This window comes from Streptomyces flavofungini (assembly GCF_014650815.1).
Lineage (GTDB): Bacteria > Actinomycetota > Actinomycetes > Streptomycetales > Streptomycetaceae > Streptomyces > Streptomyces flavofungini.
Map to the genome: position 1 here is coordinate 422,424 of NZ_BMVR01000004.1, position 26,557 is coordinate 448,980.

Annotated in this window: 26 protein-coding genes; 13 read left to right on the forward strand and 13 right to left on the reverse strand. The window is 70.7% G+C overall.

Going from position 1 to position 26,557, the window contains the following annotated elements; translation table 11 throughout:
- Position 1: 1 nt before the first annotated feature.
- Complete coding sequence (locus IE274_RS12170) at positions 2–1,345, reverse strand: bifunctional phosphatase PAP2/diacylglycerol kinase family protein (RefSeq protein ID WP_229909481.1); 1,344 nt, start codon at positions 1,343–1,345, stop codon at positions 2–4.
- A gap of 123 nt (positions 1,346–1,468) precedes the next feature.
- Here IE274_RS12170 and IE274_RS12175 point away from each other — a divergent pair, with 123 nt between their 5' ends.
- Positions 1,469–2,311 carry a DUF1206 domain-containing protein gene (locus IE274_RS12175; RefSeq protein WP_229909482.1) on the forward strand — a complete coding sequence of 281 codons (843 nt, stop codon included), beginning with the start codon at positions 1,469–1,471 and terminating at the stop codon, positions 2,309–2,311.
- 526 nt (positions 2,312–2,837) lie between these two features.
- Here the strand turns inward: IE274_RS12175 and IE274_RS12180 are convergent.
- From IE274_RS12180 to IE274_RS12195, 4 genes are all read right to left on the reverse strand, one after another.
- Positions 2,838–3,554: a GAF and ANTAR domain-containing protein gene (locus tag IE274_RS12180; protein WP_190115675.1), complete on the reverse strand. Its 717-nt coding sequence runs from the start codon at positions 3,552–3,554 to the stop codon at positions 2,838–2,840.
- 85 nt (positions 3,555–3,639) lie between these two features.
- Positions 3,640–4,401, reverse strand: coding sequence for a GAF and ANTAR domain-containing protein (locus tag IE274_RS12185; protein WP_229909483.1), 762 nt, complete (start codon positions 4,399–4,401; stop codon positions 3,640–3,642).
- Entirely contained in the window at positions 4,398–5,003 is a 606-nt protein-coding gene (locus IE274_RS12190; RefSeq protein WP_229909484.1) for a hypothetical protein, read from the reverse strand. The genes IE274_RS12185 and IE274_RS12190 overlap by 4 nt, the downstream gene beginning before the upstream one ends.
- Positions 5,004–5,059: 56 nt before the next feature.
- Positions 5,060–5,509, reverse strand: a complete 450-nt coding sequence (locus tag IE274_RS12195) for an STAS domain-containing protein (RefSeq protein ID WP_190115676.1) — start codon at positions 5,507–5,509, stop codon at positions 5,060–5,062.
- A 454-nt stretch (positions 5,510–5,963) separates the two neighbouring features.
- Here IE274_RS12195 and IE274_RS12200 point away from each other — a divergent pair, with 454 nt between their 5' ends.
- Positions 5,964–6,449, forward strand: coding sequence for an Asp23/Gls24 family envelope stress response protein (locus IE274_RS12200; protein ID WP_190115677.1), 486 nt, complete (start codon positions 5,964–5,966; stop codon positions 6,447–6,449).
- Positions 6,450–6,576: 127 nt separating this feature from the next.
- On the opposite strand, the gene IE274_RS12205 is transcribed toward IE274_RS12200, so the two are convergent.
- Both IE274_RS12205 and IE274_RS12210 read right to left on the reverse strand, forming a co-directional pair.
- On the reverse strand, positions 6,577–6,759 hold the full coding sequence (locus IE274_RS12205; RefSeq protein WP_190115678.1) for a hypothetical protein: 183 nt from the start codon (positions 6,757–6,759) through the stop codon (positions 6,577–6,579).
- A gap of 510 nt (positions 6,760–7,269) precedes the next feature.
- Positions 7,270–7,548, reverse strand: a complete 279-nt coding sequence (locus tag IE274_RS12210) for a helix-turn-helix transcriptional regulator (protein ID WP_229909485.1) — start codon at positions 7,546–7,548, stop codon at positions 7,270–7,272.
- Between the two features lie 96 nt (positions 7,549–7,644).
- Here IE274_RS12210 and IE274_RS12215 point away from each other — a divergent pair, with 96 nt between their 5' ends.
- The gene (locus tag IE274_RS12215; protein ID WP_229909486.1) at positions 7,645–8,658 is read left to right on the forward strand and encodes a DUF5655 domain-containing protein; all 1,014 of its coding nucleotides are present in this window, start codon (positions 7,645–7,647) and stop codon (positions 8,656–8,658) included.
- A gap of 65 nt (positions 8,659–8,723) precedes the next feature.
- Here the strand turns inward: IE274_RS12215 and IE274_RS12220 are convergent, their stop codons facing one another.
- On the reverse strand, positions 8,724–10,124 hold the full coding sequence (locus IE274_RS12220; RefSeq protein ID WP_190115679.1) for a DUF317 domain-containing protein: 1,401 nt from the start codon (positions 10,122–10,124) through the stop codon (positions 8,724–8,726).
- A gap of 55 nt (positions 10,125–10,179) precedes the next feature.
- Positions 10,180–10,947, reverse strand: coding sequence for a DnaB-like helicase N-terminal domain-containing protein (locus IE274_RS12225; RefSeq protein WP_190115680.1), 768 nt, complete (start codon positions 10,945–10,947; stop codon positions 10,180–10,182).
- An 81-nt stretch (positions 10,948–11,028) separates the two neighbouring features.
- On the opposite strand from IE274_RS12225, the gene pcaDC reads away from it, so the two are divergent.
- The 3 genes from pcaDC (at position 11,029) to IE274_RS12240 (ending at position 13,869) form a co-directional block, all read left to right on the forward strand.
- Positions 11,029–12,324, forward strand: a complete 1,296-nt coding sequence (gene pcaDC / locus IE274_RS12230; RefSeq protein ID WP_190115681.1) for a bifunctional 3-oxoadipate enol-lactonase/4-carboxymuconolactone decarboxylase PcaDC — start codon at positions 11,029–11,031, stop codon at positions 12,322–12,324.
- 66 nt (positions 12,325–12,390) lie between these two features.
- Positions 12,391–13,023, forward strand: coding sequence for an MBL fold metallo-hydrolase (locus IE274_RS12235; protein ID WP_190115915.1), 633 nt, complete (start codon positions 12,391–12,393; stop codon positions 13,021–13,023).
- A gap of 66 nt (positions 13,024–13,089) precedes the next feature.
- Positions 13,090–13,869, forward strand: a complete 780-nt coding sequence (locus IE274_RS12240; protein WP_190115682.1) for an exodeoxyribonuclease III — start codon at positions 13,090–13,092, stop codon at positions 13,867–13,869.
- A 201-nt stretch (positions 13,870–14,070) separates the two neighbouring features.
- Here the strand turns inward: IE274_RS12240 and IE274_RS12245 are convergent, their stop codons facing one another.
- Positions 14,071–15,951 (reverse strand): SGNH/GDSL hydrolase family protein, encoded by a 1,881-nt coding sequence (locus IE274_RS12245; RefSeq protein WP_372447055.1) that lies wholly within the window; start codon positions 15,949–15,951, stop codon positions 14,071–14,073.
- 178 nt (positions 15,952–16,129) lie between these two features.
- Between IE274_RS12245 and IE274_RS12250 the strand changes: the two genes are divergently transcribed.
- The 6 genes from IE274_RS12250 to IE274_RS12275 all read left to right on the forward strand — a co-directional run bounded on the left by IE274_RS12250 (position 16,130) and on the right by IE274_RS12275 (position 20,541).
- A complete protein-coding gene (locus IE274_RS12250; protein WP_190115683.1) occupies positions 16,130–16,573 on the forward strand; it encodes a DUF3093 domain-containing protein in 444 nt (147 codons plus the stop codon).
- Positions 16,574–16,766: 193 nt separating this feature from the next.
- On the forward strand, positions 16,767–17,207 hold the full coding sequence (locus IE274_RS12255) for a DUF6278 family protein (protein WP_190115684.1): 441 nt from the start codon (positions 16,767–16,769) through the stop codon (positions 17,205–17,207).
- 121 nt (positions 17,208–17,328) lie between these two features.
- Positions 17,329–18,072 carry an amino acid ABC transporter ATP-binding protein gene (locus tag IE274_RS12260; protein WP_190115685.1) on the forward strand — a complete coding sequence of 248 codons (744 nt, stop codon included), beginning with the start codon at positions 17,329–17,331 and terminating at the stop codon, positions 18,070–18,072.
- A 13-nt stretch (positions 18,073–18,085) separates the two neighbouring features.
- On the forward strand, positions 18,086–18,994 hold the full coding sequence (locus tag IE274_RS12265) for a glutamate ABC transporter substrate-binding protein (protein ID WP_190115686.1): 909 nt from the start codon (positions 18,086–18,088) through the stop codon (positions 18,992–18,994).
- 9 nt (positions 18,995–19,003) lie between these two features.
- A complete protein-coding gene (locus IE274_RS12270) occupies positions 19,004–19,648 on the forward strand; it encodes an amino acid ABC transporter permease (RefSeq protein ID WP_190115687.1) in 645 nt (214 codons plus the stop codon).
- Positions 19,645–20,541, forward strand: coding sequence for an amino acid ABC transporter permease (locus tag IE274_RS12275; protein ID WP_190115688.1), 897 nt, complete (start codon positions 19,645–19,647; stop codon positions 20,539–20,541). The genes IE274_RS12270 and IE274_RS12275 overlap by 4 nt, the downstream gene beginning before the upstream one ends.
- A 47-nt stretch (positions 20,542–20,588) precedes the next feature.
- Here the strand turns inward: IE274_RS12275 and IE274_RS12280 are convergent, their stop codons facing one another.
- The 3 genes from IE274_RS12280 to IE274_RS12290 all read right to left on the reverse strand — a co-directional run bounded on the left by IE274_RS12280 (position 20,589) and on the right by IE274_RS12290 (position 24,475).
- Complete coding sequence (locus tag IE274_RS12280) at positions 20,589–22,184, reverse strand: CocE/NonD family hydrolase (protein ID WP_190115689.1); 1,596 nt, start codon at positions 22,182–22,184, stop codon at positions 20,589–20,591.
- Positions 22,185–22,302: 118 nt separating this feature from the next.
- Positions 22,303–23,526 (reverse strand): L,D-transpeptidase, encoded by a 1,224-nt coding sequence (locus IE274_RS12285; protein WP_372447056.1) that lies wholly within the window; start codon positions 23,524–23,526, stop codon positions 22,303–22,305.
- 187 nt (positions 23,527–23,713) lie between these two features.
- Positions 23,714–24,475 carry a hypothetical protein gene (locus IE274_RS12290; RefSeq protein ID WP_190115690.1) on the reverse strand — a complete coding sequence of 254 codons (762 nt, stop codon included), beginning with the start codon at positions 24,473–24,475 and terminating at the stop codon, positions 23,714–23,716.
- A gap of 104 nt (positions 24,476–24,579) precedes the next feature.
- On the opposite strand from IE274_RS12290, the gene ggt reads away from it, so the two are divergent.
- Positions 24,580–26,487 carry a gamma-glutamyltransferase gene (gene ggt / locus IE274_RS12295; protein ID WP_229909488.1) on the forward strand — a complete coding sequence of 636 codons (1,908 nt, stop codon included), beginning with the start codon at positions 24,580–24,582 and terminating at the stop codon, positions 26,485–26,487.
- The last annotated feature ends 70 nt before the right edge of the window (positions 26,488–26,557 follow it).

A 26,557-nucleotide genomic window follows, 5' to 3' on the forward strand; every position in this document is an offset into this window, starting at 1 on the left:
ATCACGGTGGCGCGGGCAGGTAGACGGTGAGGGCGCGGCTCCTCTTGTCGAGAACGAGAGTGTCGGCGGCGGGGCTCACTTCGCCGTCCCGGGTGTAGTCGCCCGCCTTGCTCACACCGTCGATGCGCAGGCGGGTGGCGGTGGTTTCCTGGTAGACGCGGGAGCGGGCGAGGGTGCCGGTGAGGAAGGCCGCGACGAGGCGGGTGCGGGCGAAGGGGTGCTTTCCGTCGACGATGCGCAGGTCGAGGAGTCCATCGTCGAGGGTGGGGCGGTAGGAGGGGGCGAAGCCGGGCGGGTCATAGCGGCTGTTGCCGGCGAAGAGCAGCCACAGCCGTCGGGGATGTCCGTCGAGGGTGATGTCGATGGGGGTGCCGTCGGCGAGGACGCGGAGCAGGCCGACGGCGAGGGCGGGCCATTTGCCGAGGGACGTCTCGCGGGCTTCGCGGGCCCGGACGAGTTCAGGGTAGACGCCGATGCTGAAGGTGTTGAGGAAGTAGGTGCAGGTGCCGTCGCCGCTGATCCGGCCGAGGTCGACAGTGCCACCGCGGCCCTCCTCCACGGCGTCGGCGGCTGCTTGCAGGGTCGGCAGTCCGAGGTCGGCGGCGAAGTGGTTGAGGGTGCCGCCGGGGAACACCGCGAGCGGCAGCCGGTTGTCGGCGGCCAGTACGGCCGCCGCGTTGGCCGTGCCGTCGCCCCCGACCACGCCCAGTGCGCCGCCGCGCGCCTGTACCTGCGCGGCGGCCTGCCGGAGCACCGTGTGCAGATCCTCACCGGCATCGCAGAGCCGTACGTCCGCCTTGGGCAGCAGGGTGCGCAGTTCGACGTCGGCCGGGACCTCGCCGCCGGCGTCGCTGTTGACGACCACGACAAGACCCTCGCCGGACGGAAGGGCGGGAACCGGGAGCTTCGGGCGGGCGCTGTCGGCGGGCTTGTCGCGGTGCAGCGGCCACCAGCGACAGGTTGCCGCGGCGATGCCCACGCCGAACGCGACGTCCACCAGAACGCGGCCGGGAGCGTGTGCTCCCGCGCGCAGGCGGGAGACGGCAATGCCCACCGCGACGGGAAGGAGGACGGCTCCCAGTCGGGGCGTCTCCAAGGTGGCGCCGGTCGCAAAGGCGGCCGCACCGGCTGTGTGCTGAGAGGACACCACCTCTTTCGGCGGATGCCGCAGGGGTCGGCGCTTGTCGAGCACCTTGGTGGCGGCCTGGATGGCGGCACAGGCCAGGACCAGCGAGCCGGTGCCGCGCAACGCGGCCCGGCGCGCGCTCCGGTTGCCGATCAGGACCTTCGCGGCCGAGGAGGCGAGCGTCGTGCGTTCGCCGAGCCGCGGTTCGTGGGTTCGCATGCCGGCCGAGTACCCCTGCCAACGGTGAACAGGCTGCTGCGCGTACGACGCATCACGCCTCCTTACGGGGGCACTCGGTGTCCAGGACGCGCCCCGCGCGCCCCTGGCTGTCGGGAGGGCCTCGTGACGTCGTCTCAAGCACCTCAAGCACAAGGAAAGGGCCGGGGTGCAGGTTCTGCCGCCCACGCCGCCAAGGAGGAGACGCTGACGGCCGCGGGCCGGGCGGGTTTCATGGCGCGTGGTGTCGTGTACGTCCTCATCGGCGCCCTGGCGATCCAGATGGCCCTCGGCAGCGGTGAGGAGTCGGCGGACCGTCAGGGTGCGCTGGACCAGGTCGCGGAGCAGCCCTTCGGGAAGGCGATGCTGTGGACGCTGGCCGTCGGCTTCGGCTGCATGGCGCTGTGGCGCGGCTCCCGCGCGGTGCTCACCAGAGGGCCCGAGCGGAAGGCCGCCTCACGGCTTCTGGACGGCGGGCGGGCGATCTTCTACGCGTCGGTCTGCTGGGCAACCGCCGCTTTCGCCGCAGGCGGTGGTCAGGGTTCCAGCGGTAACGCGAAGTCGCAGGACTGGACGGCATCGGTGCTGAAGCTGTCGTACGGCCAAGTCCTTGTGGGGGCCGGGGGCTGCCTCCTGATCGGCATCGGTGTCGTGCTCGCGGTACGGGCGGCGATGCGCAAGTTCCTGAAACATCTGGACGTGGGCGCGATGAGCCACCGCACGCGGCAGATCGTGACCGGCCTGGGGATGGTCGGCGGCGTGGCCCGCGGCACGGTGTTCGCGGCGGCCGGCGTCTTCATCCTGATCGCAGCCGTCCAGTTCGACGCGGACGAGGCTAAGGGGGTGGACGCCACACTCCGCAGCTTCACACAGACCCCGGCGGGCCCCTGGCTCCTGGTCGCTGTCGCGATCGGACTGATCCTCTTCGGCGCCTTCTCCTTCGCCTCCGCCCGCTGGCGCCGCCTGTGAACAGAAACCACCACGGCCACCAGGTCTGCATCGAGCGTTGCTGGACCTGACCGTCGCACTCGGAGCGCGGCTCGGGACCGCAACCGATGCGACTGCTTGGTCTCATCACGCCAGGCGCCATTCTCCGTGCGGGGTGGATGCTGGACCTGCGCGAGCCCGACCACGGCCGATCCCCCCTCCGGCACTCGCGGTCGGGCTCACCTCGACCATGGACGCCGACGACGCGGGAGTACATCGGCACCCATGGGAGCCCTCTCTCCCAAGACGTGCCGGTGCGGAGTTCGCTGCAGAAGGCCGCACCGGGCCGGGAGACAGATCCATCCACGCCCGGAACCGGCGGCCAGGATCAGCCCGCCGTGGCTCCTTCGGGAGGGCCGGACCCGGATCCCGCGCTCCCGGCGCAGGGACTCTGCCCGCGCCCAGAGTGTCCATGCGGGGCCGTTCGGCCAAAGACGCGTCAACCAGAACGGTCGTCCGAGAACGCTGGTGATGCCCCAGCGGCGGCCGAAGACCTTCGTGGCACGGGTCAGGACGCCAGACCGGCCAGGGGCTCGGTGTCGTCTATGAGGGCGCGAGCCACGTCGGACAGGCGGCGGTTGTGGGCGCGGGCGTAGCGGCGCAGGGCGGTGAATGCCTGTTCCATGTCGATGCCCTGGCGTTCGGCGAGTTTGCCCTTGGCCTGCTCGATCAGGACGCGGCTGTTCAGCGCGGTCTGCAACTGCTCGTTGAGAACCGTGGAGCGTTGTGTGGAGCGTTGTTGGAGGAGGCTGATGGTGGCGACGTCGGCCAGGGCCTGCGCGATGGGTGTGCCGACCGGGTCGAAGGGGCCAGGAGTGGTTCGGAAGAGGTTGAGGGCGCCGACGACGTCGTCCCGCAGCTGCATCGGCAGGGCCTGGACCGCGCCGAACCCGTGGAGCTGGGCCTGCGCGGCGAAGCGGGGCCAGCGGGCGGTCTCCGTGAGCAGGTCGGGGACGGTCACCGGAAGACCCGTGCGGTAGCAGTCCAGGCAGGGGCCCTCGTCGTTCTGGAGCTGGAAGAGTTCCAGCAGGCGTACTTGTTCGTCGGAGGCGGCCATCACGCGAAGTTCGCCGTCCCGGTCCGCGAGCAGTACTCCGGCGGCACTCGCCCCGAGTATCCCCACGCAGCGGTCGGTCAGCAGGCGCAGGAAGTCGATCAGGTCGAAGTCGGCGACCAGATTGTCCGCCAGCTCGACGAAGGTCTTGGCCAGGAGCCGCTCATTCATCGTCAACACCCTTTAAAGAAACTAGTCCTGCCGGAATGGGACGGGAAGTGTGGCGCGTCGTGCGCTGCTCGGACCGACGAGGGCATCAGGTGTCCTCGTCGGTCCGGGTCGGGTCCGTGTCCGGGGAGAAGCGGAGCCGACGGGCCACCACGTCGGCGGCCACGACGGTGAGCCGGTGCCCCTGGGCGTAGGCGTAGGCGCGCAGCCGGACGAAGGCTTCGTCGATACCGACACCGAGCTGGACGGTGAGCATGCCGGTGGCCTGGGAGATCTCCGCCCGGTACCCGCCCAGGTCCTCGATGTGCCTTTTGGTTGCGCCGTCGTCGGGTGGTTCGCCCGTCGCGTCGATCCGGGCGTCGAGTAGGACCAGCGTCGCGAACTCGGCGAAGGCCAGTGCGTCGGCCAGTTCCTCCGCGTTCAGCCGGACCGGGACCTGGGCGTAGAGATCCAGAACCCCGGGGCTGATCGCCCCTATCTGCAGGGGGAGCGCGAATACCGCGCGTGCTCCGGTCTCCAGGGCCGCGTCGGCGAACACGGGCCAGCAGTCCTGCAGTTCGCCGGTCCGCAGGTCGGGTGTCAAGATGGCCGATCCGTGCGTGAAGGCATCTACGCACGGTCCCTCGCCCAGCGTGAGCTGCAGCTCCTCCAGCTGCTCGCTGATGCCATCGGTACTGCACAGCGGATAGCTTGCCGTAGTCCGGGACATCGCCGACATCCCGGCCCCGCCGACCGGCAGCGAAGCCACCGCCGCGGTGCACACATCCACCACGCCGACCCGGCCACCACGCCGGGCCGCCTGCTCGGCGACCAGTACGCGGATCCGGGACGACCGGCCGTTGGGTGTCACCCGGGCCACCGGGTCCAGGCGTGATGGGCCAGTTCCTCCAGCCGCTCCACGGTTCGCTCGCCGAGGGGCAGCACCAGCACACGGAACGCCGTGGGGTCGGTCGGCCGCCAGATCTCTCCGATGTCCCGCCAGCCCCAGGACCGGAAGACGCCAAGGGCGGGGTGATCGGCCGGATCCACCAAGGTGGCACCGAGCAATGCCTGATGGTCGACGAGCAGTCGCTCCTGCAGACGGCCGGCCAGGTCCTGGTCCTGCGGATGGGGGCGGACCAGCATGTTGGTGATCGCGAAGACGCTGTTGGACTCGGTGAGTTGCTCGATACTGCGCGGTAGCGCACCGTCGAAGCCGTGCCACCAGGAGCCGTCGCTGCGTACCGGGAATCCGAAGGCGCATCCCACCAGGCCGTCGGTCTCCGCGATCACCATGGCGAACCCGGGCCGGCGGATGTCACCGGTGAGACGGCTCAGGAACTCCTCCCGGCTGCGACTGCGGTACTCCTCACTGGGCTCGGTCTCGCAGGAGGCCACGTAGAGATCCGCCAGATCCTCAAGCAAGTCCTCCACCAGCCAACGGTTCACGCGACGCAGCCGCACCGCGGACATGTCGGACGACTCGTTGCCAGCGGGCGCCCGTGACGGCTCCCGCCGGGGCCAGGCCATCACAGCACACCGCCCGGAACAGCGGGGACGGCCGGAGCGAGCCGGTGCAACGTCTCGAAGCCGGCCATGGGAAGCGGGACCGGGACGGTGGTGGGGAGGACGGCAGGGATGCAAGCCGGCCCGGGGACGGCCGGAAGCCCCTTGAGTAGGATGCCGCAACCGGTGAGCTCGATCATCCAGGCCAGCGCAGGTGGCGGGTAATGCAGGCGCAGTGTCCCTCCGGCAGCGGCGGTGCGCAGGAACGCCTGGGTGAAGGCGTTGAGGCCGCTGCAGTCGCAGAAGGTGACGCGGGTGAGGTCGACGTCGATGGTGCGCACGCCATCGTGCAGGCAGCGTCCGAGGGCTGTGCGTATGAGCGGCACGGTCTCCAGGTCGATCTCGCCGGCCAGGGTGATCAGAGCCCGGGTCCTTCGGTCGTGCCGGTAGACGTTCAACTGCGGTAGGGACATGACGCCTCGTTCCAGAGACCTGCCGGGCAGAGCCATGCGTTGTGGCCGGACTCCCGGCTCCTCTGGGGGTGCTCCCGGCAAGGGCATACATGCGGTGGAGGCAGGCGAACGGACGGTCCGGCAATCTGTCCACCGGGACAAGGAGGCCGTTCCGTTCCCTCCAGGGGATGCACCGGGTGATCGGACGAAGAGAGCCCGTTCCCCGCGGTCATCTGTGCTGAGTAGCAACAGGTCCGCCGGGGTCCGGGACGTCCGTACCTCAGGGTAGCCCTCATTCCGCCCCTGCAGGCGGCCGGAAGCCGCCCGGTCTCAAGGGCTGGACGTCGGCCAGGTTCGTCGGTACCTGGATTGCATATCCGGTGTGCCACAAGGTACTTGGAGACTGCTACGACATGCGGCGGCCGATGGTCGTCTGCGTAGGGAAGTCCGTGAACCCCCAGGGAGGTGGCTTCGCGTGACGGAGCCGATCAGCCAGACCCAGCCCAAGCCCCAACCCGGCGAGCCCCACACTGCCGTCGGTGCGAGGCTGCAGACCGAAGCGAGGGAGCAGGCGGCGACCCGCGGAAAGACGACCATCGCGGACGGAGTGGTGGAGAAGATCGCCGGGATCGCCGCACGTGAGGTGTCCGGAATCCACGCACTGGGAGGCGGGTTCAGCCGCGCCATGGGCGCGATGCGCGACCGTGTCCCCGGCGCAGGCGCCAGCGCGGGACGCGGTGTCAAGGTCGAGGTCGGCGAGAAGCAGACCGCCGTCGACCTGGAAGTGGTTGTGGAGTACGGCGTGAGGATCACCGAGGTCGCCGCGGACGTGCGCGAGAACGTGATCGTGGCGTTGGAGCGGATGACAGGTCTCGAAGTCGTCGAAGTGAACATCGCTGTCAACGACGTGCACCTGCCCGAGGAGGACACACCAGAGACCAGCGAGGGCCGGGTGCAGTAGCGCCACGCTCAAGCAGGCGCGTGCGGCGGTTCGGATTCAGCGGGCGCTTCGCGCGCGGCATGGCGACAACGGTGTCCGGGTCCTCGGCCACAGGTCTGACAGACCGGTCGGAGCCCGAAGACCTGGCTCAGCGTCGGAGTCCGCGACGTTGAGGGGACCATCCGGCCCCCACGCCGCCAGAGTGCACGGCGAGGAGGGCAAGCCCGACGAGCATGAGACTCGTCGGGCTGAAGACCGCCTCGGTCGACGTCTCGGTTGCGTGGATGACGAAGGCGATGACGAAGAGCATGGCCGCCACGAATGCCAGCATCTGTCTTCTCCTGCCGATGAACGGCGAGCCACAGGCGACTCCGGTGGCTACGCCGACAGACGAGTTCCCCACTCAATCCTGATCACGCGTGCGCAGCGCCAACTTACGGATGGCGCGGGAAGATTACGCGCGGCTCCGGTTTCCCGTGCCGGGACTTCGCCACCAAGAACATCAGGGGTGTCGGAGAAGCGGGCCCGCTGCTGCTGTTCGGCGGGGCCCTTCAGCCAATCCCGATCACCGCCTCTCGGGCGGCGCGTGACCAGATGGCTTGCTGGCGGGCGGTGAACCCCATGCGGTTCCAGTGGAAGGGGATGTGCCGTGCGAGATCCCCGCGCTTTCCGAGGCTGAATTTGCTGCTCTCCGGCGCCTCACCGCCGAATTCCTCAGATTGGGACGGGTCCGCTTCGATGCTGTGTGAGTCCGAAAGCGCGGCACGCGAACAGGGGACGTTGACACAGTCGTGACAGACGAGGAACCCCGTCGGCTTGCTCCGGTGGGGGCTTCTGCGTGCTACGGGAGGGGGCGTGAGGCGTGGGCATTGCTGTACTCCGGCTCGCCACTGTCGAGGACGCGGAGCAAGGACGCGGTGACGACGCGTGTGCTGCGGCCGATGCGCAGCACACGGCATGGGAACTCCCCGCGGCGAACCAGGTCGTAGCCCTTCGCCCTTGAGAACCCGAAGGCTCGGGAGGCGTCCTCGACGCTGCCGGTCCCGCCCCAGGTGGCGCGGATGTGCGAGGGACTGTACTGGGCATCCGTGTCCGATATCCCGTTGTTCTGGCTGTGCATGTGCGGCTCTTCGGTTCCCTTCAAGACTGCTTCGGTCGCGGAAATATCCCAGGACTCGCTGACGTTCCCCTCTGGCACCGTGATCATGGAGGGGGAGTGGTGGGTCTGAAGCTGTTCAACACGGCGGGCGACGTGAGTGAGGTCGTGCCGCGTCTGGCTGCAGTGGAGGCGGATGTGCAGGACCTCGTCGAGGCGCACATGGAGACGATGCTGGGCGTCACGTTCCTCGCGAGCGAGTACGTCATCGACTGCGCCGACGGCGGGCGGATCGACTCGCTGGGCCTCGACGAGAACGGCGCACCCGTGATCGTCGAGTACAAGCGCGGCACCGACGCAGGCGTGATCAACCAGGGCCTCTACTACATGGCCTGGCTGACGAACCACAAGGACGCCTTCCGGAACCTGGTCCGCGACCGGCTCGGGGTCACGGCCGCGTCCCAGATCCTGTGGAGCGCACCACGGCTGATCTGCGTGGCCGGCGACTTCACCCCCTACGACGCGCACGCCGTTCGCGAGCACCGGCGCTCGATTGACCTGGTCCGCTACCGGTACTTCGGCAGCGATCACTTCGGCCTTGAGACCGTGGCCTCCGTCATGGGGCACTCGGCTCAGGCCAAGCGGGTACGCCGCCGCGCGGCCGGGGTGCCGCCGGTCCGGAAGCAGGGCGGTGCGATGGCCGAGCTGGCCGAGGCAGTCGACGAGGTCCTGGTCGGACTCGGGGACGGCGTCACCCGGGTGCAGCGCAAGCAGTACCGCGCCTACCGACGGCTGCGGAACTTCGCCAGCCTCTGCCCGCCGCAGCAGACCAAGCTCCTCGTCTATCTCAAGGCAGACCCGAAGGAGGTCGACCTCGTCCCCGGCTTCACCCGAGACGTGACGGGGCTCGGCCACCACGGCACGGGAGACCTGGAGCTGCAGCTGCGTACGGAGCGGGACCTGGAGCGTGCCCAGGACCTGTTCCGCCTCAGCTACACGGCGGCATGGAGATCTCTCGCTGGAGCACTGGCGGAGTGTGGAGTTGTGGGCTGGCGTCGTGATGCTGCCTTTCGACGTGACGGGCAGGGATGGTGGTGGACCACTAATGGTCCGGAGGATCCCCGGTTTTGCTAACCGGGGATCGTCTGCTAGGTATCGCCCTGCAACCCAGGCGGGCGCTTCGCGCGGCGCGCCGGGGCTCACCGGCTTCGCCCGGGAAGCTGCGCGGCCAGGGGAGACGCTGCTGCTGGCGCTGGCGCTGGCGCCGGCGTGGTGTGGAGCGCCGGACCGTCAGGCGTTGCAGGACGTACGAGGCGGGTGCCTTGGCCCTCGGCCATTTCGAAGGTTATGTACTGCACCAGGGCTGCCGGGGCGTTCGCGGACAGTTGCAGCGCCCAGGCTGGCTGGTGGACGGCGTGCCCGCCCCAGATGGTCCATGCGGGAAGAGGGCTGTCGGCTCTTTGGGCGGCGAAGGCGTCGAACTGCACGCCGCCTTCCTGGGGGCCGGGGGCCTGCCAGGTGATGTAGCGCCCGTCGATGGTGTGCTTCCACTCCGCGTCGGTGAGCGGGCTGGTCGCCTCGGTGATGGCGGTCTCGGTGGCGCTGGTGGAGAGGTTGCGGCCCCATGCGTTCTCGGTGGCCACTGCGTCGAGCAGAGCGCTCACGATCGCGGTCGGTGTGGAGGCGGTGGCCGTGCCGTGCCAAAGGCGGTCACTGACGGGGGTTTCGTAGGCCGCGAAGGTCCACTTGGTCTCGCGCCATACGGCATCGTGGTCGAAGATCGCTCGCAGGGTCAGGGACTCGTGATTCGCGACGGTCGTGGAGTCCTCCCAGGTGCGGTACTTCTCCCACTCGCCCTGTTCCTCGAGGAACGTGTCCAGCAGCCCTTCATGGTCGCCGGGGTCGGCCGCGTACACCGGCACCAACTCCGTCTTCGACGCTGGCGGTTTCCCCGGTGCGTCCGCGGCGATGGCTGCCTCTGATGTCGAGTTGCCGGCGAGAGCCTGGGCGGCCTGCTGTTCCGTGTCGGTGGGCGGTGGCGGGCCGGGGCGGACGGCGTCGCCGTACAGGCGCTCGAAGTCGGTGATGGCCTCGCCTGGGGTGTCGTAGGAGCCGCTGACGACCCGCAGGTGGTTCTCGCCGTGGAGGTGGACGCTCTCGGCGTGCTGGTAGGTCCCGACGGCGACGGTGGTGTGGCCGTCGTGGGCGTGCAGGTGGATGGTGAGGCGGCCGGACTGGATGTCGTCGTGGATCTTCTGGGCGTCCGCGGATACGAGCCGGATGCCGTCGCGGTCGAGCCAGGTCATCGGGTGGTCGGCCCACGTCCACTCGGTGTCGATCTCCTCCTGCAGTTGGTCGCTGATGTCCACGGTGATGCCGGTGTCGCGCAGGAGGTTGGCGGTGATGTTGGCGTAGTAGGGCTCCTCGTGGTCGATACGGACGAGGAGCATCGTGTCGTCGCTGGCCGGTCTAAAGCCTTCCGAGGCGAGGGTGGCGCGGGCGGTGTGCAGCGTGGGGCCGGTGAGGGTGGCGACGACGGCGCTGGGGTGCTGGGGGTGCAGGGCGAGGCGCACGTGTGCGTCGGGCGTGGTGTCGGGCATAGGGGCTCGTTTCGCCGGTCCGGGCCGAGGGGGAGGTCGGCCCGGACCGGGGGGTTTAGCGGGTGGCTCGGACGGGGGGTGGGGTGATCCGCGGTGGCGGCCCGGCCCGTGGGGCAGTCGGGGTTCGGGCCGGGCGGGCGGTACGCGGTACTGCTGGGCTGGTGGCCTGTTGCCAGCGGGAGCGCACGGCGGTGAGGTCGGCCAGGGCCCGGCGGCTGCCGGTGATCAGCTGGTGGGGGCTGTTGGCCGGGTCGTCGGTGAAGGCGGTGATGCTGACGGCGACGGTCTGCGCGCGGGTGAGCAGAGCGCGCTGCAGGACCTTCTCGCCCCAGTGTTCTGGGGAGCCGACCGGCGTGGAGAGCAGGGTCAGCAGGTCGGCGGGAGCGATGTCGTGTGCGAGCAGGCCGCGGTGCTGGGCTTCCCAGAGCACGGTGATCGGGTCGACGGCATCGCCGCGGTGCGTGAGCGCGGTGAGGCACTGCCACAGCGCCGCGTGCAGGGGGAACGCGAAGTCTTCGGACACGAGCCAGCGCCTCTGACGGGTCTCGGCGGGGTACGCGGTCGCGGTGGCGATCAGGAGGCGTTCCTCGTCGAGGGCTTCCTCGCTCGTGTCCCTGGCGGGTGCCGGCGGCAGCGCGGTGCGAGGCAGGGAGCCGGGGTGCGCGGCGAAGCGGCCGGAGAGGTCGTCCAGGAACCGGGCGAGGGCGTCGGCCTGCTGGACGGTGGCCTTCGCGCGGTGGGGCAGGGTGGTGTCCACGGCGGTCTGGGCCAGGCGCTCGGCGTGGATGCGCAGGCTGCGGCGGGCGTGGTCGGCGCGGATCATCCGGGCGTACGTGGCCGCGTGTTTGGGCCAGGGGCAGACCTGGATGAGGGTGTGCAGGTGACAGATGAGAGGGTCGGGCGGGTGAGTGAGACACCGATGAACACCTTGCAATACCGCGTTGACGGGCCAGAAGACGCTCCTGTCCTGGTCATGGGTCCCTCACTGGGTACCACATGGCACATGTGGGACCGACAGGTGCCCGAACTGAGCAAGAACTGGCGGATCATCCGCTTCGACATGCCCGGACACGGCGGCGCCCCCGCCCACCCGGTGGACTCCGTCGGCGAACTCGCCCGCCGTGTGCTCGCCACGCTCGACGAGCTCGGCGTCCAGCGCTTCGGCTTCGCGGGCTGCGCGCTCGGCGGCGCCATCGGCGCCGAACTGGCGCTGCGCAACCCGCACCGCGTCGCCTCGCTGGCGCTCATCGCCACCTCGCCCCGGTTCGGCACCGCCGACGAGTTCCGCCAGCGCGGCGTCATCGTCCGCACCAACGGCCTCGACCCCATCGCCCGCAGCTCGCCGGAGCGCTGGTTCACCCCCGGCTTCGCCGCCGCCCAGCCCGCCATCACCGACTGGGCCGTGCAGATGGTGCGCACCACCGACCCCGGCTGCTACATCGCCGCCTGCGAGGCGCTCGCCGCCTTCGACATCCGCGCGGAGCTGGCCAGCATAGGAGTGCCCACCCTCGTCCTGGTCGGCTCCGACGACCGGGTGACCGGACAGGGCGAGGCCCGCACCCTCGTCGCGGGCATCCCCGACGCCCGCCTCGCCGTCGTCCCCGGCGCCTCTCACCTGGCCCCCGTGGAACAGCCCGCCGCGGTCACCGACCTCCTCGTCCGCCACTTCTCCTCCGCCTGGCAGGCCGCGCCCGACACCCATGCCACCGGCCAGCACGCCATCACCGCGCCGCCCGTCAAGCCGGTGCTCGCCCCGCCCCCGGCCGTGCCGGTCGCCGAGATCGCCGCGGTCGAGCAGCCGGTGGCGACGGACGCCCGCCCCGACGCGTACGCACAGGGCATGAAGGTCCGCCGCGAGGTCCTCGGCGACGCGCACGTCGACCGCGCCATGGCCGCCGCCGACGAGTTCTCCGCCGACTTCCAGGACCTCGTCACGCGCTACGCCTGGGGCGAGATCTGGAACCGCCAGGGCCTGGACCGCCGCACCCGCAGCTGCGTCACCCTCACGGCCCTCGTCGCGGGCGGCCACCTCGACGAGCTGGCGTTCCACACCCGGGCCGCCCTCCGCAACGGCCTCACCCCGGCCGAGATCAAGGAAGTGCTGCTGCAGGCCGCGGTGTACTGCGGGGTCCCGGCGGCGAACAGCGCGTTCCGGGTGGCGCAGAAGGTGATCCGGGAGGAGACGACCCCGCAGGAGTAGCGGGGCACCCTCGGGGCCGCCCCGGTCGGCCCCGGGGAGCAGGATGGGGGCATGAAGACGTCTCACATCAAGCTCACCAAGAAGTCCCACGCGTGCGTGCGCCTGGAGAAGGACGGCCGCCTCCTCGTCATCGACCCCGGCGGCTTCAGCGAGGCCGACGCGGCCGCCGGGGCCGACGCTCTCCTGGTCACCCACGAGCACCCCGACCACTTCGACGAGGGCCGGCTGCGCGCCGCCCTGGAGGCCGACCCCGCCACCGAGCTGTGGACCCTCGCGTCCGTCGCCGACCAGCTCGCGGCGGCCTTCCCGGGGCGGGTGCACACCGTCGGCCACGGCGACGCGTTCACGGCCGCCGGGTTCGACATCCAGGTCCACGGCGAACTGCACGCCGTGATCCACCCGGACCTGCCCCGCGTCACCAACGTCGGCTACCTCGTCGACGGCACCGTCTTCCACCCCGGCGACGCGTTCACCGTGCCCGAGCAGCCCGTCGACACGTTGATGGTCCCGGTGATGGCCCCCTGGAACAAGATCTCCGAAGTCATCGAGTACGTACGCGAGGTCAAGCCGCGGCGCGCCTACGACATCCACGACGCGCTGCTCACGGACCTGGCGCTGCCGATCTACGGCGGGCACATCGGGCGGCTCGGCGGCACGGACCACGTGCGGCTGGCGCCGGGGGAGTCGGCGGAGGTGTGAGCGTGCGGGGCGGTGTCGGGGGCGGGGGATCCGGGGCTGTCAGTGGTGGCGGGTAGGTTGTTTCCCATGCGCATCGCGACCTGGAACGTGAACTCGATCACCGCCCGTCTTCCCCGCCTCCTGGCCTGGCTGGAGAAGACCGGCACGGACGTGCTGTGCGTCCAGGAGACCAAGTGCGCGGCGGAGCAGTTCCCCGCCGAGGCCCTGCGGGAGGTGGGGTACGAGTCGGCGGTGAACGCCACCGGGCGGTGGAACGGCGTCGCGCTGATCTCCCGCGTCGGCCTCGACGACGTCACCACGGGGCTGCCCGGCGGGCCCGAGTACGACGGGGCGCAGGAGCCGCGTGCCATCTCCGCGACGTGCGGCGCGGCCCGGGTCTGGTCGGTCTACGTGCCGAACGGCCGTGAGGTCGACCACGACCACTACGCCTACAAGCTGCAGTGGTTCGACGCCCTCAAGGCCGCCGTCACCGACGACGCCGCCGGGGCCCGGCCCTTCGCCGTCCTCGGTGACTACAACGTCGCCCCCACCGACGACGACGTCTGGGACCCCGCCCTCTTCGAAGGTGCCACCCACGTCACCCCCGCCGAGCGGGCCGCCCTCGCCGCCCTCCGCGACACCGGCCTCACGGACGTCGTCCCCCGGCCCCTCAAGTACGACCACCCCTACACGTACTGGGACTACCGCCAGCTCGCCTTCCCCAAGAACAACGGCATGCGCATCGACCTCGTCTACGGCAACGAGGCGTTCGCCAAGGCGGTGTCCGATTCCTACGTCGACCGTGAGGAGCGCAAGGGCAAGGGCGCGTCGGACCACGCGCCTGTGGTGGTCGACCTGGATCTGTGAGCTTTCCCCAGCCCCGCCCCGTCCCGAATCCGGGGCTTCGCCCCTGGCCCCCGGGGGTGGGTGTCCCCTTCGGGGTGGGACGGGGCGCCCCCGATCGGCCTGCGGCCTCGTCCTCAAACGCCGGACGGGCTGAGATGTGCCGGGCTGTTGCTCAGCCGGTCCAAGTTTGGGCGGGTGGGTGGGAGAGAGCCCCCGGCAGGGCTACGGCACCAGCGCGCTCAGCCGTACCGACCGCCCCAGCGCAGCCAGCCCCGCGTCTCCCGGGTGGAGATGGTCCCCGCTGTCGTAGGCGGGCAGCATGCGCGAGGGACGGCCGGGGTCGCGCAGGACGGCGTCGAAGTCGAGGACGGCGTCGAAGTCACCCCCGTCCCGCAGGTAGGAGTTGACCTTCACCCGCTCCGCGTCCACCGCGCCCGTGCACCGAGCCTCCCCCTCACAGGGAACGACGGTCGCCGCGACCACCCGCACCCCCCGCTCCCGCGCCCGCAGGGCGATCTCCCGCAGCCCGGCGACGACGTCCGAGGCGGCGGCCCCGGCCCGCAGGTCATTGACGCCTTCGAAGACGACGAGCGTCCGCGCGGAGGTCTGGGCGAAGACGTCCCGGTCGAGGCGGTGCAGGGCGCTGACGCCACCGGTGTCGGTGGACACGCCGTCGCCGGGGTAGCGGTCGGTGAGGACGCGGTTGGCGGAGATGCCCTGGTTGAGGACGCCGTAGCGCGGCACGTCGTCCTGGGCGAGGAGGCGCCGGGCCAGCTCGTCGGGCCAGCGCCGGTCGGTGTCGGGCGTGGAGCCGACGCCGTCCGTGATGGAGTCCCCGAGCAGCACCACGGACCCGGGCCCGCCCCCGACATCGACACCGGTGAGCAACGGCCAGGTCCGCAGCGTCGAGGTGTACGCGGCCCCGGAGCCGTCGGCCGTGTGGTCGCCGGGCCCGCTGACGTACGAGGTCTGCAGGGCCTGGCTGTGCACGGGCGCGCCGGCCACGGGCCCGGGCAGGTGGAAGCTGACGAGGAGGTGCGCGTCCGACGGCACCGCGAACCGCAGGGGATCGCTGAACACCTGCGCCCCGGCGGGAATCTCGGTCTCCGCGCGCCCGCCGAACCGCAGCGCCACCGGCTCCCCCCGGGCCCCGGCGCCCGCCGCGCGCACGGCGACCGTGGCGGCCCCGATGCGTACCGGCGTACCCGCGAAGGTGTTGTCGAGCCGGATCCGCACCCGCGGCCCCCCGGCGCTGGTGTGCACCACGAGCCGCACGGTCCGGTCGGCCCAGGGCCCCACGGCCGTGTACCCGGCCGTCGAGGCAGCCCAGGTGCCCGTCCACCCCTTGGCCTCGACCCGCACCGACAGCGCGAAGACGTGCAGGTCGGCGCCCGCGCCCGGGTCCCGGGGCAGCACCACGGACGCCACCTCGCGCCCGCGGTCGACCGGCACCGTGACCACGTACAGGCGGGCGCGCTCGGTGAGCTGGCCGCCGGGTGTGTTGATGTGGGGCAGGGCGACGGACTTGGTGGCGAGGGGGCCGCCGCGCCAGTCCGGTGCCGTCAGGCGGTAGCTTCCGCGCGAGCCGTCCCGGTAGCGCACGCTGCCCGTGCCGGTCGTGGCGCCGCCCGTGCCGGCGACCAGGAACGCGAGGGCGTCCCCGCGCCCGCGCACCCGTACCGCCTGCCCGTTCGCCCGTACGTTGTCCGGCTCGCCCGCCGCCGTGTCCGGCCAGGTGACACGGGCGCCGTCGACGCCGAGCACCCGGCCGGGGGTCCAGCCGGCCGCCGCCAGGTCCCGCGCGGACAGTGAGGCACCGGCGCCGTCGAAGTCCGCGTCGCCGGGGCGCGCGTCGTCGCTGACGGCCCGGTTGTCGAACAGCCGCTCCAGGGGGAGCGGCCGGGCGCTCTTCGAAGAGGGCGACCGCTCAGCCTGAACCGGCGCGGCCTCGGCGGCGGCCACCGGGGCGAGACCCGTGAGCAGGGCGAGTACGGCGGCGGCTCCCCAGATGCGTCCTCGCAAGATGCGTCTTCGCACGACGGACCCCTCCCACGACGTGGTGCATGGCGGACATGACCCGCACGACGGACTGCTGTGCGTCATGCGGCTACGGACGACAGACGGTGCGTGATGAAACTAAGGAGCAGTCAGATGCCCGTCAATGAACGCGGCATGGACACCGGCGCCCGATCCGGCCAAGGTCACGCGCACGGGCCCGGCGCACCCGGGCGAGGGGGCGGCCCCCTGACCCCCGTCCGTACGCCAGTGCCAGGATGGCGGCATGCACCTTTACGATGAGCGCCTGAGTGTCCCGGCCGTGTGGTGGTTCCTCGTCGTGCTCGCGGGCTGTCTCTTCGGCGGGCTACTGCTGCCCTTCGGCCCCCTGGCCGCCGCGTTCGGCGTGCTCCTCGTCGGCGGGGTGTTCGGCCCGCTGGTCCACCGCTACGGCTCCGCCCGCATCGTCGTGACACCCGGCACGCTCGTCGTGGGCGACCGGGTCATCCCGATCGACGACCTGGGCCCCACGGAGATCCTCGACGCGGGCGAGGCCTTCGAGTGGCGCACGTACAAGGCGAACGCCTACGCCCTGCTCCTGCTGCGCGCCTACGTCCCCACCGCGCTGCGCGTGGAGCTGCGGGGCCCGCACCACGCCGCGCCCTACCTCTACCTCTCCACCCGCCGCCCGATGAACCTGGCCACGATCCTGGCCTTCACCCGCCGCTGATCCACCTGCGCCCGCGCCGAGCCGCCACCTGCCGCGGATCCGCCCGCGCCCGCCGCTGACCCGCCTGATTCTGCCGATTCCGCTGATTCCGTGAGCAACTGCCGCAAGATACATTCCTTGGAGCGCGGATCCGCCGTCCGGCCGCCCGGCCCGCCCGGGAGGCCGACCCGGGCACCCCACGGAGAGGCCGGTCATGAACATTCCGTTCCTGGACAAGTGGCGCAAGCGGCACCCGAGCGAGCCGGGGCTGCGGCTCGCGGCGGCCTTCGAGGACGATCCGGTCGGTGTGGGCGAACTGCTGTCCGAGTGCGAACTGCTGCGCTCGCAGGCGGGCGGCGCCGGGCTCGAACTCGACGACTCCCCGGCGTCGTTGACCGCCCTGGACCAGCTGCCGCCGCGCTGGCGCGACGACGCGGAGACGCTGCCCTGGCTCGGCAACGACGCGGGTCTGTACCTGGGCACGGTGATCGTGCGGACCGTGCCCGGCGCGGTCTGGCAGGTGCTGCCCGGCGGCACCCCGGTGGTGCGCCTGGTGTCCGGCCGGGAGATCGACGTGGTCGCGGCGGGGCTCGACTGGGCGGTTCAGGGGACCCCTGAGTTGTCTCAGGTATACGCGGAGGCGTCCGAGACGTAGCCGCCGGGCAACGTAGCCTCAAATACGGTTAATGCCCATAAGTGCGTGTCGTCCAATAAGTCCCGTTTTCGCGTGGATAGTTTGCGCTGACCGACACCGCGATGAGTGGGCAGGTCTGGGCATGGCCGTCGATCCGTTGATCGAGCTGCGTGACGTGAACAAGTACTACGGAGAGCTGCATGTCCTCCAGGACATCGACCTCACCGTCGGCAAGGGGGAGGTGGTCGTGGTCATCGGCCCTTCGGGGTCGGGCAAATCAACGCTCTGCCGGACGATCAACCGGCTGGAGACCATCCAGTCGGGCCGGATCAGCCTCGACGGACAGCCGCTGCCCGAGGAGGGCAAGGCGCTCGCGCGGCTCCGCGCCGAAGTGGGCATGGTCTTCCAGTCGTTCAATCTCTTCGCGCACAAGACCGTGCTGCAGAACGTCTCCATGGGCCAGGTGAAGGTCCGGGGCCGCAAGAAGGACGAGGCCGATCAGCGCTCGCGCGAGCTGCTCGAACGCGTCGGCCTCAGCGCGCACGCCGCGAAGTACCCGGCGCAGCTCTCCGGCGGCCAGCAGCAGCGCGTGGCCATCGCCCGCGCGCTGGCCATGGACCCCAAGGTGATGCTCTTCGACGAGCCGACCTCGGCCCTCGACCCGGAGATGATCAACGAGGTCCTCGAGGTCATGCAGCAGCTCGCGAGCGACGGCATGACCATGGTCGTCGTCACCCACGAGATGGGCTTCGCCCGCTCGGCCGCCAACCGCGTGGTCTTCATGGCCGACGGCCGCATCGTCGAGGACCGGGCCCCCGAGGACTTCTTCAACCACCCGGAGAGCGAGCGCGCCAAGGACTTCCTCTCCAAGATCCTCAAGCACTGACGGGGGGCTGAGCATGCTCCGTACGACACGTCTGTTCGCCGCGCTCGTCCTCACCGCGCTGGCCACCGCCGCCTGCGGCAAGGAGGGCAGCCCCCCGACCAAGGGCCCGGCGGCCGGTGAGCTGCCGAAGTACACGGTGGCGCAGGGCTTCGAGCTGACGAAGTCCGGCACCTGGCGCAAGGCAAAGAGCCGCGGCCGCTTCGTGGTGGGCGCCAAGGAGGACCAGCCCTACCTCGGTGAGAAGGACCCGGCGACCGGTAGGTACTCGGGCTTCGACATCGAGATCGCCAAGATGGTCTCGGCCTCCCTCGGCCTGGACCCGGACCGGATCTCGTTCAAGACGATCGCGTCCGCCAACCGCGAGACGGCCCTGCAGAACGGGCAGATCGACTACTACGTCGGCACCTACACCATCAACGACCTCCGCAAGAAGCTCGTCGGCTTCGCGGGCCCCTACTACATGGCCGGGCAGGGCCTGCTCGTGCGGCACGACGAGGACGACATCAAGGGCCCGCAGGACCTGAACGGCAAGCGCGTGTGCTCGGCGGCCGGTTCCACGCCGTACCAGCGCATCAAGCAGGACTACCCGAAGGCGACGCTCGTCGCGTACGACACGTACTCCGTGTGTGTCGACAACCTGCTGACCTATCAGGTCGACGCGGTCACCACCGACGACGCGATCCTCATCGGGTACGCGGCCAAGGTGCCCGACGAACTCAAGCTGGTCGGCAAGCCGTTCTCGAAGGAGCCCTACGGCATCGGGGTGCCGCGCGGCGACACCACGCTGCGCTTCGCCATCGACGACGCCCTGGCCGCCCGGGAGAAGAACGGCGACTGGAAGAAGGCGTACGAGGCCACCCTCGGGCTCTCCGGCGTCCCGGCGCCGAAGCCGCCCGCCATCGACCGCTACCCGGCGAGCTGAGGAGGCGTCGTGGACGTACTGACAGACAACTTCTCCGACTTCGGCGAGGGCTTCCTCGGCACCGTCGAACTCACCGTGTACGCCTCGCTGCTCGCGCTCGCGCTGGGGTTCGTGATGGCCTCGTTCCGGGTGGCGCCCGTCGGGTCCTTCCGGGTGTTCGGCGCGGTGTGGGTGGCGGTCCTGCGGAACACGCCGCTGACGCTGCTGTTCTTCGCGGTGCTGCTGGGGCTGCCGCGGTTCGGACTCGTCCTGCCCTTCAAGGTGTTCGCCGTGCTCGCGCTCGGCTGCTACACCTCGGCGTTCATCTGCGAGGCCCTGCGCTCCGGCATCAACACCGTGCCCAAGGGACAGGGCGAGGCGGCCCGCAGCCTCGGCATGACCTTCAGTCAGACCCTGTCCGCGGTGGTGCTCCCGCAGGCCTTCCGGTCGGTCATCCCGCCGGTCGGCTCCACGCTCATCGCGCTCGCCAAGAACTCCGCCATCGCCGGGGCGTTCAGCGTCACCGAACTGCTCGGCACCTACAAGACCCTCAGCGAACTCGGCTACAGCATCATCTGGACCTTCGTCTGGATCGCCCTCGGCTACCTGATCATCACCCTCGCCATCAGCGCCGTCTTCAACATCCTCGAGAAGCGCTGGGGAGTCGCCCGATGACCACCACCGCCCACGCTCCCGAAGCCACCGCGCTCTACGACATCCCGGGCCCGCGGACCCGCCGCAGACACCTGATCTACGGCATCCTGTCCACCGCCCTGATCGTCGCGCTCGTCGGCTGGATCCTGTACCTGCTGTTCGACACCGACCAGTTCACCGCCACCAAGTGGACGCCGTTCGAGTACAAGGGCATCCAGGAACTGCTGCTCCGCGGGCTCGGCAACACGCTGAAGGCGTTCGCCATCGCCGCCGTGCTCTCGCTCGCGCTCGGCGGGCTGCTCGCCACCGGGCGGCTCTCGGACCACCGGCCGGTGCGCTGGCTGGCCACGCTCCTGGTGGAGTTCTTCCGGGCGATGCCCGTGCTCGTGATGATCTTCTTCGTCTTCGTGGCGCTGAAGGTCCAGCCGCTGCCGGCGCTGGTCGCCGGGCTCACGCTCTACAACGGTTCCGTGCTCGCCGAGGTGTTCCGCTCCGGCGTCAACTCGGTCGAGCGCGGCCAGAGGGAGGCCGCTTACGCGCTTGGCATGAGAAAGACCCAGGTCATGTCGTACGTCCTGGTGCCGCAGGCGGTGCGGGCCATGCTGCCCGCCATCATCAGCCAGCTGGTCGTGGCCCTGAAGGACACCTCACTCGGCTATCTGATCACCTATGAGGAGTTCCTCCATGCCGGGAAGCTGATCGCGTCGAATCTCGACTACGATTTGCCTTTCATCCCCGTGGTCATGGTGATCTCACCGATCTACATCGGGATGTGCATGCTGCTTTCGTGGTTCGCCTACTGGGTGTCCAAGCGTCAGCAGCGCAGTCCCAAGACAGAGGCCGTGGAAGTCGCCCCGGCTGAACCAGGGACGCTGCTGCCGGGCGGGGGTCCCCCCAGGGCCCCCGGCCCCTGACGGGAGCAGCAGCTGGAGGGCCAGGCCCGCCCGGCAGCAGCCGGAGATCACTGCTCGCGCAGGGGGACCGACACGTACGACGGGTCGGTTCCGGGCGAGGAGAAGGTCAGCTGCGCGCCGGACGGGTTGTGCTCGACATAGAGCGGGTCGACCGTGTCGACGACCAGGGCGAGCCGGTGCCCCGCCGGGACGTCGTAGGCCGTGGAGAACAGCTCCAGGTCGACGGCGAACGGCTTGCCCGGGGTCTTGCCGTGGAAGGTGTACGGCGCGTTGCTGACCAGCTTGCCGAGGCCGAGCGGGCCCACGTCGTAGAGGTACGCGACGAGGGTCCCGCTCTCCTTGGTGCTGGTGAGCGTGGTGTGCAGCTTCGCGGTGCCGCGCACCCGCTGGTCCCGCGTCTCCCGCTCGGACTGCCACACCGCCGCGTACCGGCGCGGAAGCAGCGGCATCGACGCCACCGGCGGCAACTTCAGGAACTGGTCCAGGGTGTTGGACAGCATCACGATGCCGCCGTTGGCCCCGGAGTCGACGTTCGCGCGGATCGTGGTGGAGCCCGCGAGGTCGATCTTCTTGCTCGTCGCGCCGACCGACTTCCAGTCCGGGTAGCCCTCGTAGCCGCCCGTGGACCGCGACTTGAGCTGGACGGGCTGTTCCTTCTCGATGCCGTTCTTCTCGCCCTTGAGATAGTGGTCGAACCAGCGTCGGGTGGTCGTCCAGGTGTCGTTGGGCAGGCCGAGCAGGCCGGTGGCCTCGGCGGTGGCGTGGTCGCCGGGGCGGAACTCCAGGCGCTTGGGGCCCGTCAGCTTCTCGTAGAAGCTCGCGTACTGGTTGGGCGGGAAGATGGTGTCGCCCCAGGCGTTGGCGAGCAGGATCGCGGCGCCGTTCTTGTTGAGGCGGTCCAGATAGGTCGCGGGGGAGCGCTTGCCGCCCCACGCGATCATCTCGTCCTCGCTGTCGAGGTTCGAGCCCAGGAAGTCCTTGAGGATGCGCTTCAGCTCGGCGCTGGGGCGGCCGGTGAGGTGGCCCGCGCCGCCGAGCAGGGCGCCCGCCTGGGCGTGCTGGGTGCGGCCGCTGTAGATGGACTCCACGAGGTCGCCCCAGCCGCTGAGCGCGCCGACGGCCTTGACCCGCTTGTCGTGGGCGGCGGCGAGGAGGCTGATGCCCGCGCCGTAACTGACGCCCGCCATACCGACCTTGGCGGGGTTCGTGGGCGTGTTCTTGAGCGTCCAGTCGATGACCTTGGAGGCGTCGGCGATGTCCTCGGGGCCGCCGACCTCGATCTCGCCGCCGGACTGCCAGAAGCCGCGGGAGTTGTAGCTGACGACGACGTACCCGGCGGCGGCGAGCTTCTTGGCCTGCGCGATGTATTCGATCTGCGGCATGGCCCAGCTCGTGGGCAGCACGATCGCGGGGTACGAGCTGTCCGCCTTCGCGCCCGCGGGCGTCACGACGTTGGCCTTGAGGACGGTGCCGCCGTCGCCGGGGATGTCGACGAACCGCACACCGGCGGCGGCCGCCGCGGCGGGGCGTTCGGCGGGTGCGGCCTGGGCCGCGGGCGCCAGACCGAAGGCGGCGCCCGCGATCAGGGCGGCGGAGACGGCCCCCGCGGTCGTGGACCGCAGGGACTGGTGGGGGTCTCGCACGGGTCACTTCCTCACTTGTTGAAAGTGCAAAGTGACCGAACGGTAACCGCGGTTCTTTACCGGGGGTAACCCATCGGTAAGTTACGCCCCGGTAACGATTGTTGACGCGGATGTCACCTCAAGAGGCCGACTTCAGCGCGCTCTTGGCCTGCCATTCCGCCCAGGACAGGTTCCACTCGCCGTAGCCGTTGCCCGGGTCCGGCGTGCCCTTGGAGCCCGAGCCCTTGACCTCGAACGGGTCGCCGACCTGGACCTGGCCGTACAGCCAGGAGGCGTCGGAGGTGCTCATGCCGACGCAGCCGGAGCTGTGGTTGGTGTTGCCGAAGAACGCGGAGTTCCAGGGCGCCGCGTGCGCGTACATGCCCGACCAGGTCAGCCGCATCGAGTAGTCGACCATCTTGTCGTAGCTGTCGCCGAGGCCGACGGTCTCGGAGCGCATGTTGATCGTGCCCTCCTTGGCCATCAGGACCGACGTGCCGCCCCAGGAGGCCTTCTCGCCGCCGGGGGTGCCGGCCGACATCGGGACCTGCTTGACGCTCTTGCCGTCCCGCGTCAGCGTCGCCGTCTTGCTGTCCAGGTTCACCTTGACGACCTGGTTCTTGCCGACGGTGACGGCGGTGTCGTAGTCGCGCACGAACCAGCCGCCGTCCGTGCCCGAGTCGACGCCGTTGAGCTGGGCGTCGAGCTCCACCTTGGTGCCGGACTCCCAGTACTCCTCGGGGCGCCAGTCGACGCGGTCCTTGCCGTCGTAGTTCTTGATCCAGCCCCAGGACCCGGTGGTGTCGTTCGACGTGGTGACCTTGAGGTGCTTCTCGACGTCGGCCTTGTTCTTGACCGGGTGGTCGAAGACGATCGACAGGGGCTGGGCGACGCCGACGGTCTTGAGGTTGCTGCCCGGCGTGATGGTGACCTTGTTGACCTTCTCGGGCGCGGCCGTCTTGAAGGACTGCTTCGCCTCGCCGCCCTCGTCGGTGGTCGCCCGCAGGGTGTAGCTGGTGCCGGGCGCGGCGTTGCGGGCGGAGGTCCAGCTGCGGCCGTCGGCGGCGACCTTGCCCGCCAGCTTCGTGCCCTCGGCGTCGGCGACCGCGACGTCCTTCAGCTTGACGTCCTTGGTGGCCAGCTTCACGGTGACGGGGACGCCCGCCTTGGCCTGGTCGCCGGTGAGGTTCACGGTGACCTTCGGCTTGGCGGCCTTGGCGTCGCCGCCGGAGCCGGAGCCGGAGCCGCCGTCCGAGCAGGCGGACAGGGTGGCCGCGAGAGCCGCGACGCCCGCGACGGCGGCGTGGCGGGGGCGTATGGAGCGTCGGCGCTGCGACGGGCTCAGGGACCTGCGGGACCTCAAGGAAACGTACCTCCGTGCGGATGTTCACTGGCTGCGCGGAGAGAGAGTGCGGAAGGTCCGGTTCGGTTGCAGGGTGCCCGGAAATTGCCGACTACGTCATAGAGGCGTTATTAGCCGCATACGTTCCGTGGCGGCGCGCTCACGTGGCGCTCATGTGCCGCCGGCCTGCCGCCCGCTCGCGGGCCGCTCACTTGGCGCGGTGGGAGTTGCGCGCGGCCGGGGCGGGAGTGGGAATCGGCTCCTGGGCGGGGCGGGTCACGTCCGCGACCAGCTCGACCACGTCCGGTCCGTACGCCTGCGAGTTCACGACCTTCAGGAGCAGCGCGAAGGAGTGGTTGCCGTGCTTGCGGGCGAGGCGTTCGTGGTGGCGGGCCAGATAGCGGGTCGCGGCCTGGTTGGTGATGGCGCGCTGGCCGCAGAAGAGGAAGACGGGCCGTGCCTCCTCGGCCTGTCCGGCGGTGAGGCGGGCCAGGATGACGTACTCGGTCCTGCCGCCCTCCATGCGGTAGCGCTCGGAGCCGATCTGGAAGGCGCCGCGGTCCGGGCCCGGCTCCGGGTCGGTGTTGACGCGCACGCCGGGGAGCAGCGAGTGCATGTGCGCGGCCATGCGGCGGTGCACCGCCGGGTTGCCGACGCAGAACTCGGTGCGCTCGCCGAAGCCCTGCTGGGCGGCGTCGTGGGCGACGATCTGGGCGTGCGCCCCGCACTCCTTGATCAGGGCGGCCAGTTCGAGCAGCGAGAACACGTCGTGCCGCGTCACGAGCAGTTCGGGGCCGCTCGCCTCGCGGTTGACCACGAGCAGCGACTCGGCGTTCGCGGGCAGCCCGAAGAACGCCTGCTTGCGGCGGAGCCTGCGCTTCCACAGGTGCGAACGCAGCAGCCAGCCCAGGGTGGCACCGAGCACGGCCGCGAGCAGGCCGAGGACGAGATAGCGCACGTCTTCAGTCATGGGGGCGCATGCTAGCGGCCATTCGGAGCCTCGTTCGAAGAGTCCATGGCCACGCGGAGGGCCCGAAGTTACGCTGCGCAGACGGCTGTTGACTGGAGGTACGAATGCGGCGCGGTCTCGTACGGAATCTGACGCTATGTGCGGTCGGCGGGGTATTGGTGACGGTCGGTGCGGCGGCGCCCCCTTCGCCTTCGCGCTCAGCGCAACCGGGCACGAGCGCCGAATCGGCCACCTCGGCCCAACCCGGCGCAAGACCGGAATCGGCCCCTACGGCCGGAACAGGTGGATCGGGCGGCCCGGGCGCCACGACCCCGGAGAAGACGCCGGTGGCCGTCGGCCACGGCGGCGCGGTGGCGAGCGTCGACCAGGACGCGTCCGCCGCCGGCATCGAGGTCCTGAAGAAGGGCGGCAACGCCGTGGACGCGGCGGTCGCCACGGCCGCCGCGCTCGGCGTCAGCGAGCCGTACTCGGCGGGCATCGGCGGCGGCGGTTACTTCGTGTACTACGACGCCAAGTCCCGCACGGTGCGCACCCTCGACGGCCGCGAGACGGCGCCGCGCACCGCGGACTCCGGCCTTTTCCTGGAGAACGGCAAGCCGCTGCCGTTCGCGGACGCCGTCACCAGCGGCCTGGCCGTGGGCACCCCCGGCACGCCTGCCACCTGGCAGGATGCCCTCGACTCCTGGGGCAGCGAATCGCTCGGCACGGTCCTGAAGCCCGCCGAGCGCCTCGCGCGCCACGGCTTCACCGTCGACGAGACCTTCCGCTCGCAGACCGCCGCGAACCAGGCGCGGTTCGCGGACTTCCCCGACACCGCGAAGCTCTTCCTGCCCGGCGGGAAGCCGCCCGTCGTCGGCTCGACGTTCAAGAACCCCGACCTCGCGCGGACGTACGCCGAGCTGGGCGACAAGGGCATCGGGACGCTGTACGACGGCAGCCTCGGCCGCGACCTGGTCCGCACCGTCAACAAGCCGCCCGTGGACCCCGGCTCCGGACGCAACGCCCGCCCCGGCGACCTGTCCATGAAGGACCTGCGCGGCTACGAGGCGAAGCGCCGCACCCCGACGAAGACGTCCTACCGAGGCCTCGACGTCTACTCCATGGCGCCGTCCTCCTCCGGCGGCACCACCGTCGGCGAGGCCCTGAACATCCTGGAGCGCACCGACCTCTCCGAGGCCACCCGGACGCGCTATCTGCACCGCTTCATCGAGGCCAGCCGCATCGCGTTCGCCGACCGGGGCCGCTGGGTGGGCGACCCGGCCTTCGAGGACGTGCCGAAGAAGGAACTCCTCTCGCAGAAGTACGCGGACTCCCGCGCCTGCCTGATCAAGAACGACGCCGTCCTCAAGAGCCCGCTCGCGCCCGGCGACCCGAGGAACCCGGTGCCGTGCGGCGCCGGGGACAAGGCGGCCCCGACGACGTACGAGGGCGAGAACACCACGCATCTGACGGCGGCCGACAAGTGGGGCAACGTCGTCGCGTACACCCTCACCATCGAGCAGACCGGCGGCAGCGGGATCACCGTGCCCGGGCGCGGCTTCCTGCTCAACAACGAGCTGACCGACTTCTCCTTCGCGCCCGCCAACCCTGCCGTGCACGACCCGAACCTGCCGGGGCCCGGCAAGCGCCCGCGCTCGTCCCTGTCGCCGACCATCGTCCTGGACGGGCAGGACCGGCCGGTCGTCGCGCTCGGCTCGCCCGGCGGCGCGACCATCATCACGACTGTCCTGCAGACCCTGACCGGCTTCCTCGACCGGGGCCTGCCGCTGGTCGACGCGATCGCCGCGCCGCGCGCCAGCCAGCGCAACGCCGCGCAGACGGAGCTCGAACCGGGCCTGTGGAACAGCGAGACCCGGCGCAGGCTCGAGGCGATCGGCCACTCCTTCAAGCAGAACCCGGAGATCGGCGCCGCGACCGGTGTGCAGCGGCTCGCGGGCGGGCAGTGGCTCGCGGCGGCCGAGAAGGAGCGCAGGGGCGGCGGGTCGGCGATGGTGGTGAAGCCGAGCCGGTAGTCCGGGCGGTGCCGATCGGGTCGGGCCCGGCGCGTCGGGCGGCCCGCCGTTCGGCCTCCGTTGCTGTCGC

Excerpts from the sequence above, each read along its gene's own strand:
- IE274_RS12210 (WP_229909485.1), bottom strand. The coding sequence starts at position 7,548 with ATGCACAGCCAGAACAACGGGATATCGGACACGGATGCCCAGTACAGT.
- IE274_RS12250 (WP_190115683.1), top strand. The coding sequence starts at position 16,130 with ATGCACCTTTACGATGAGCGCCTGAGTGTCCCGGCCGTGTGGTGGTTC.
- IE274_RS12190 (WP_229909484.1), bottom strand. The coding sequence starts at position 5,003 with ATGTCCGCGGTGCGGCTGCGTCGCGTGAACCGTTGGCTGGTGGAGGAC.
- IE274_RS12240 (WP_190115682.1), top strand. The coding sequence starts at position 13,090 with ATGCGCATCGCGACCTGGAACGTGAACTCGATCACCGCCCGTCTTCCC.
- IE274_RS12265 (WP_190115686.1), top strand. The coding sequence starts at position 18,086 with ATGCTCCGTACGACACGTCTGTTCGCCGCGCTCGTCCTCACCGCGCTG.
- IE274_RS12170 (WP_229909481.1), bottom strand. The coding sequence starts at position 1,345 with ATGCGAACCCACGAACCGCGGCTCGGCGAACGCACGACGCTCGCCTCC.
- IE274_RS12195 (WP_190115676.1), bottom strand. The coding sequence starts at position 5,509 with ATGTCCCTACCGCAGTTGAACGTCTACCGGCACGACCGAAGGACCCGG.
- ggt (WP_229909488.1), top strand. The coding sequence starts at position 24,580 with ATGCGGCGCGGTCTCGTACGGAATCTGACGCTATGTGCGGTCGGCGGG.
- IE274_RS12290 (WP_190115690.1), bottom strand. The coding sequence starts at position 24,475 with ATGACTGAAGACGTGCGCTATCTCGTCCTCGGCCTGCTCGCGGCCGTG.
- IE274_RS12220 (WP_190115679.1), bottom strand. The coding sequence starts at position 10,124 with ATGCCCGACACCACGCCCGACGCACACGTGCGCCTCGCCCTGCACCCC.
- IE274_RS12225 (WP_190115680.1), bottom strand. The coding sequence starts at position 10,947 with ATGATCCGCGCCGACCACGCCCGCCGCAGCCTGCGCATCCACGCCGAG.
- IE274_RS12255 (WP_190115684.1), top strand. The coding sequence starts at position 16,767 with ATGAACATTCCGTTCCTGGACAAGTGGCGCAAGCGGCACCCGAGCGAG.
- IE274_RS12275 (WP_190115688.1), top strand. The coding sequence starts at position 19,645 with ATGACCACCACCGCCCACGCTCCCGAAGCCACCGCGCTCTACGACATC.
- IE274_RS12245 (WP_372447055.1), bottom strand. The coding sequence starts at position 15,951 with ATGACGCACAGCAGTCCGTCGTGCGGGTCATGTCCGCCATGCACCACG.
- IE274_RS12180 (WP_190115675.1), bottom strand. The coding sequence starts at position 3,554 with ATGAATGAGCGGCTCCTGGCCAAGACCTTCGTCGAGCTGGCGGACAAT.
- IE274_RS12260 (WP_190115685.1), top strand. The coding sequence starts at position 17,329 with ATGGCCGTCGATCCGTTGATCGAGCTGCGTGACGTGAACAAGTACTAC.
- IE274_RS12205 (WP_190115678.1), bottom strand. The coding sequence starts at position 6,759 with ATGCTGGCATTCGTGGCGGCCATGCTCTTCGTCATCGCCTTCGTCATC.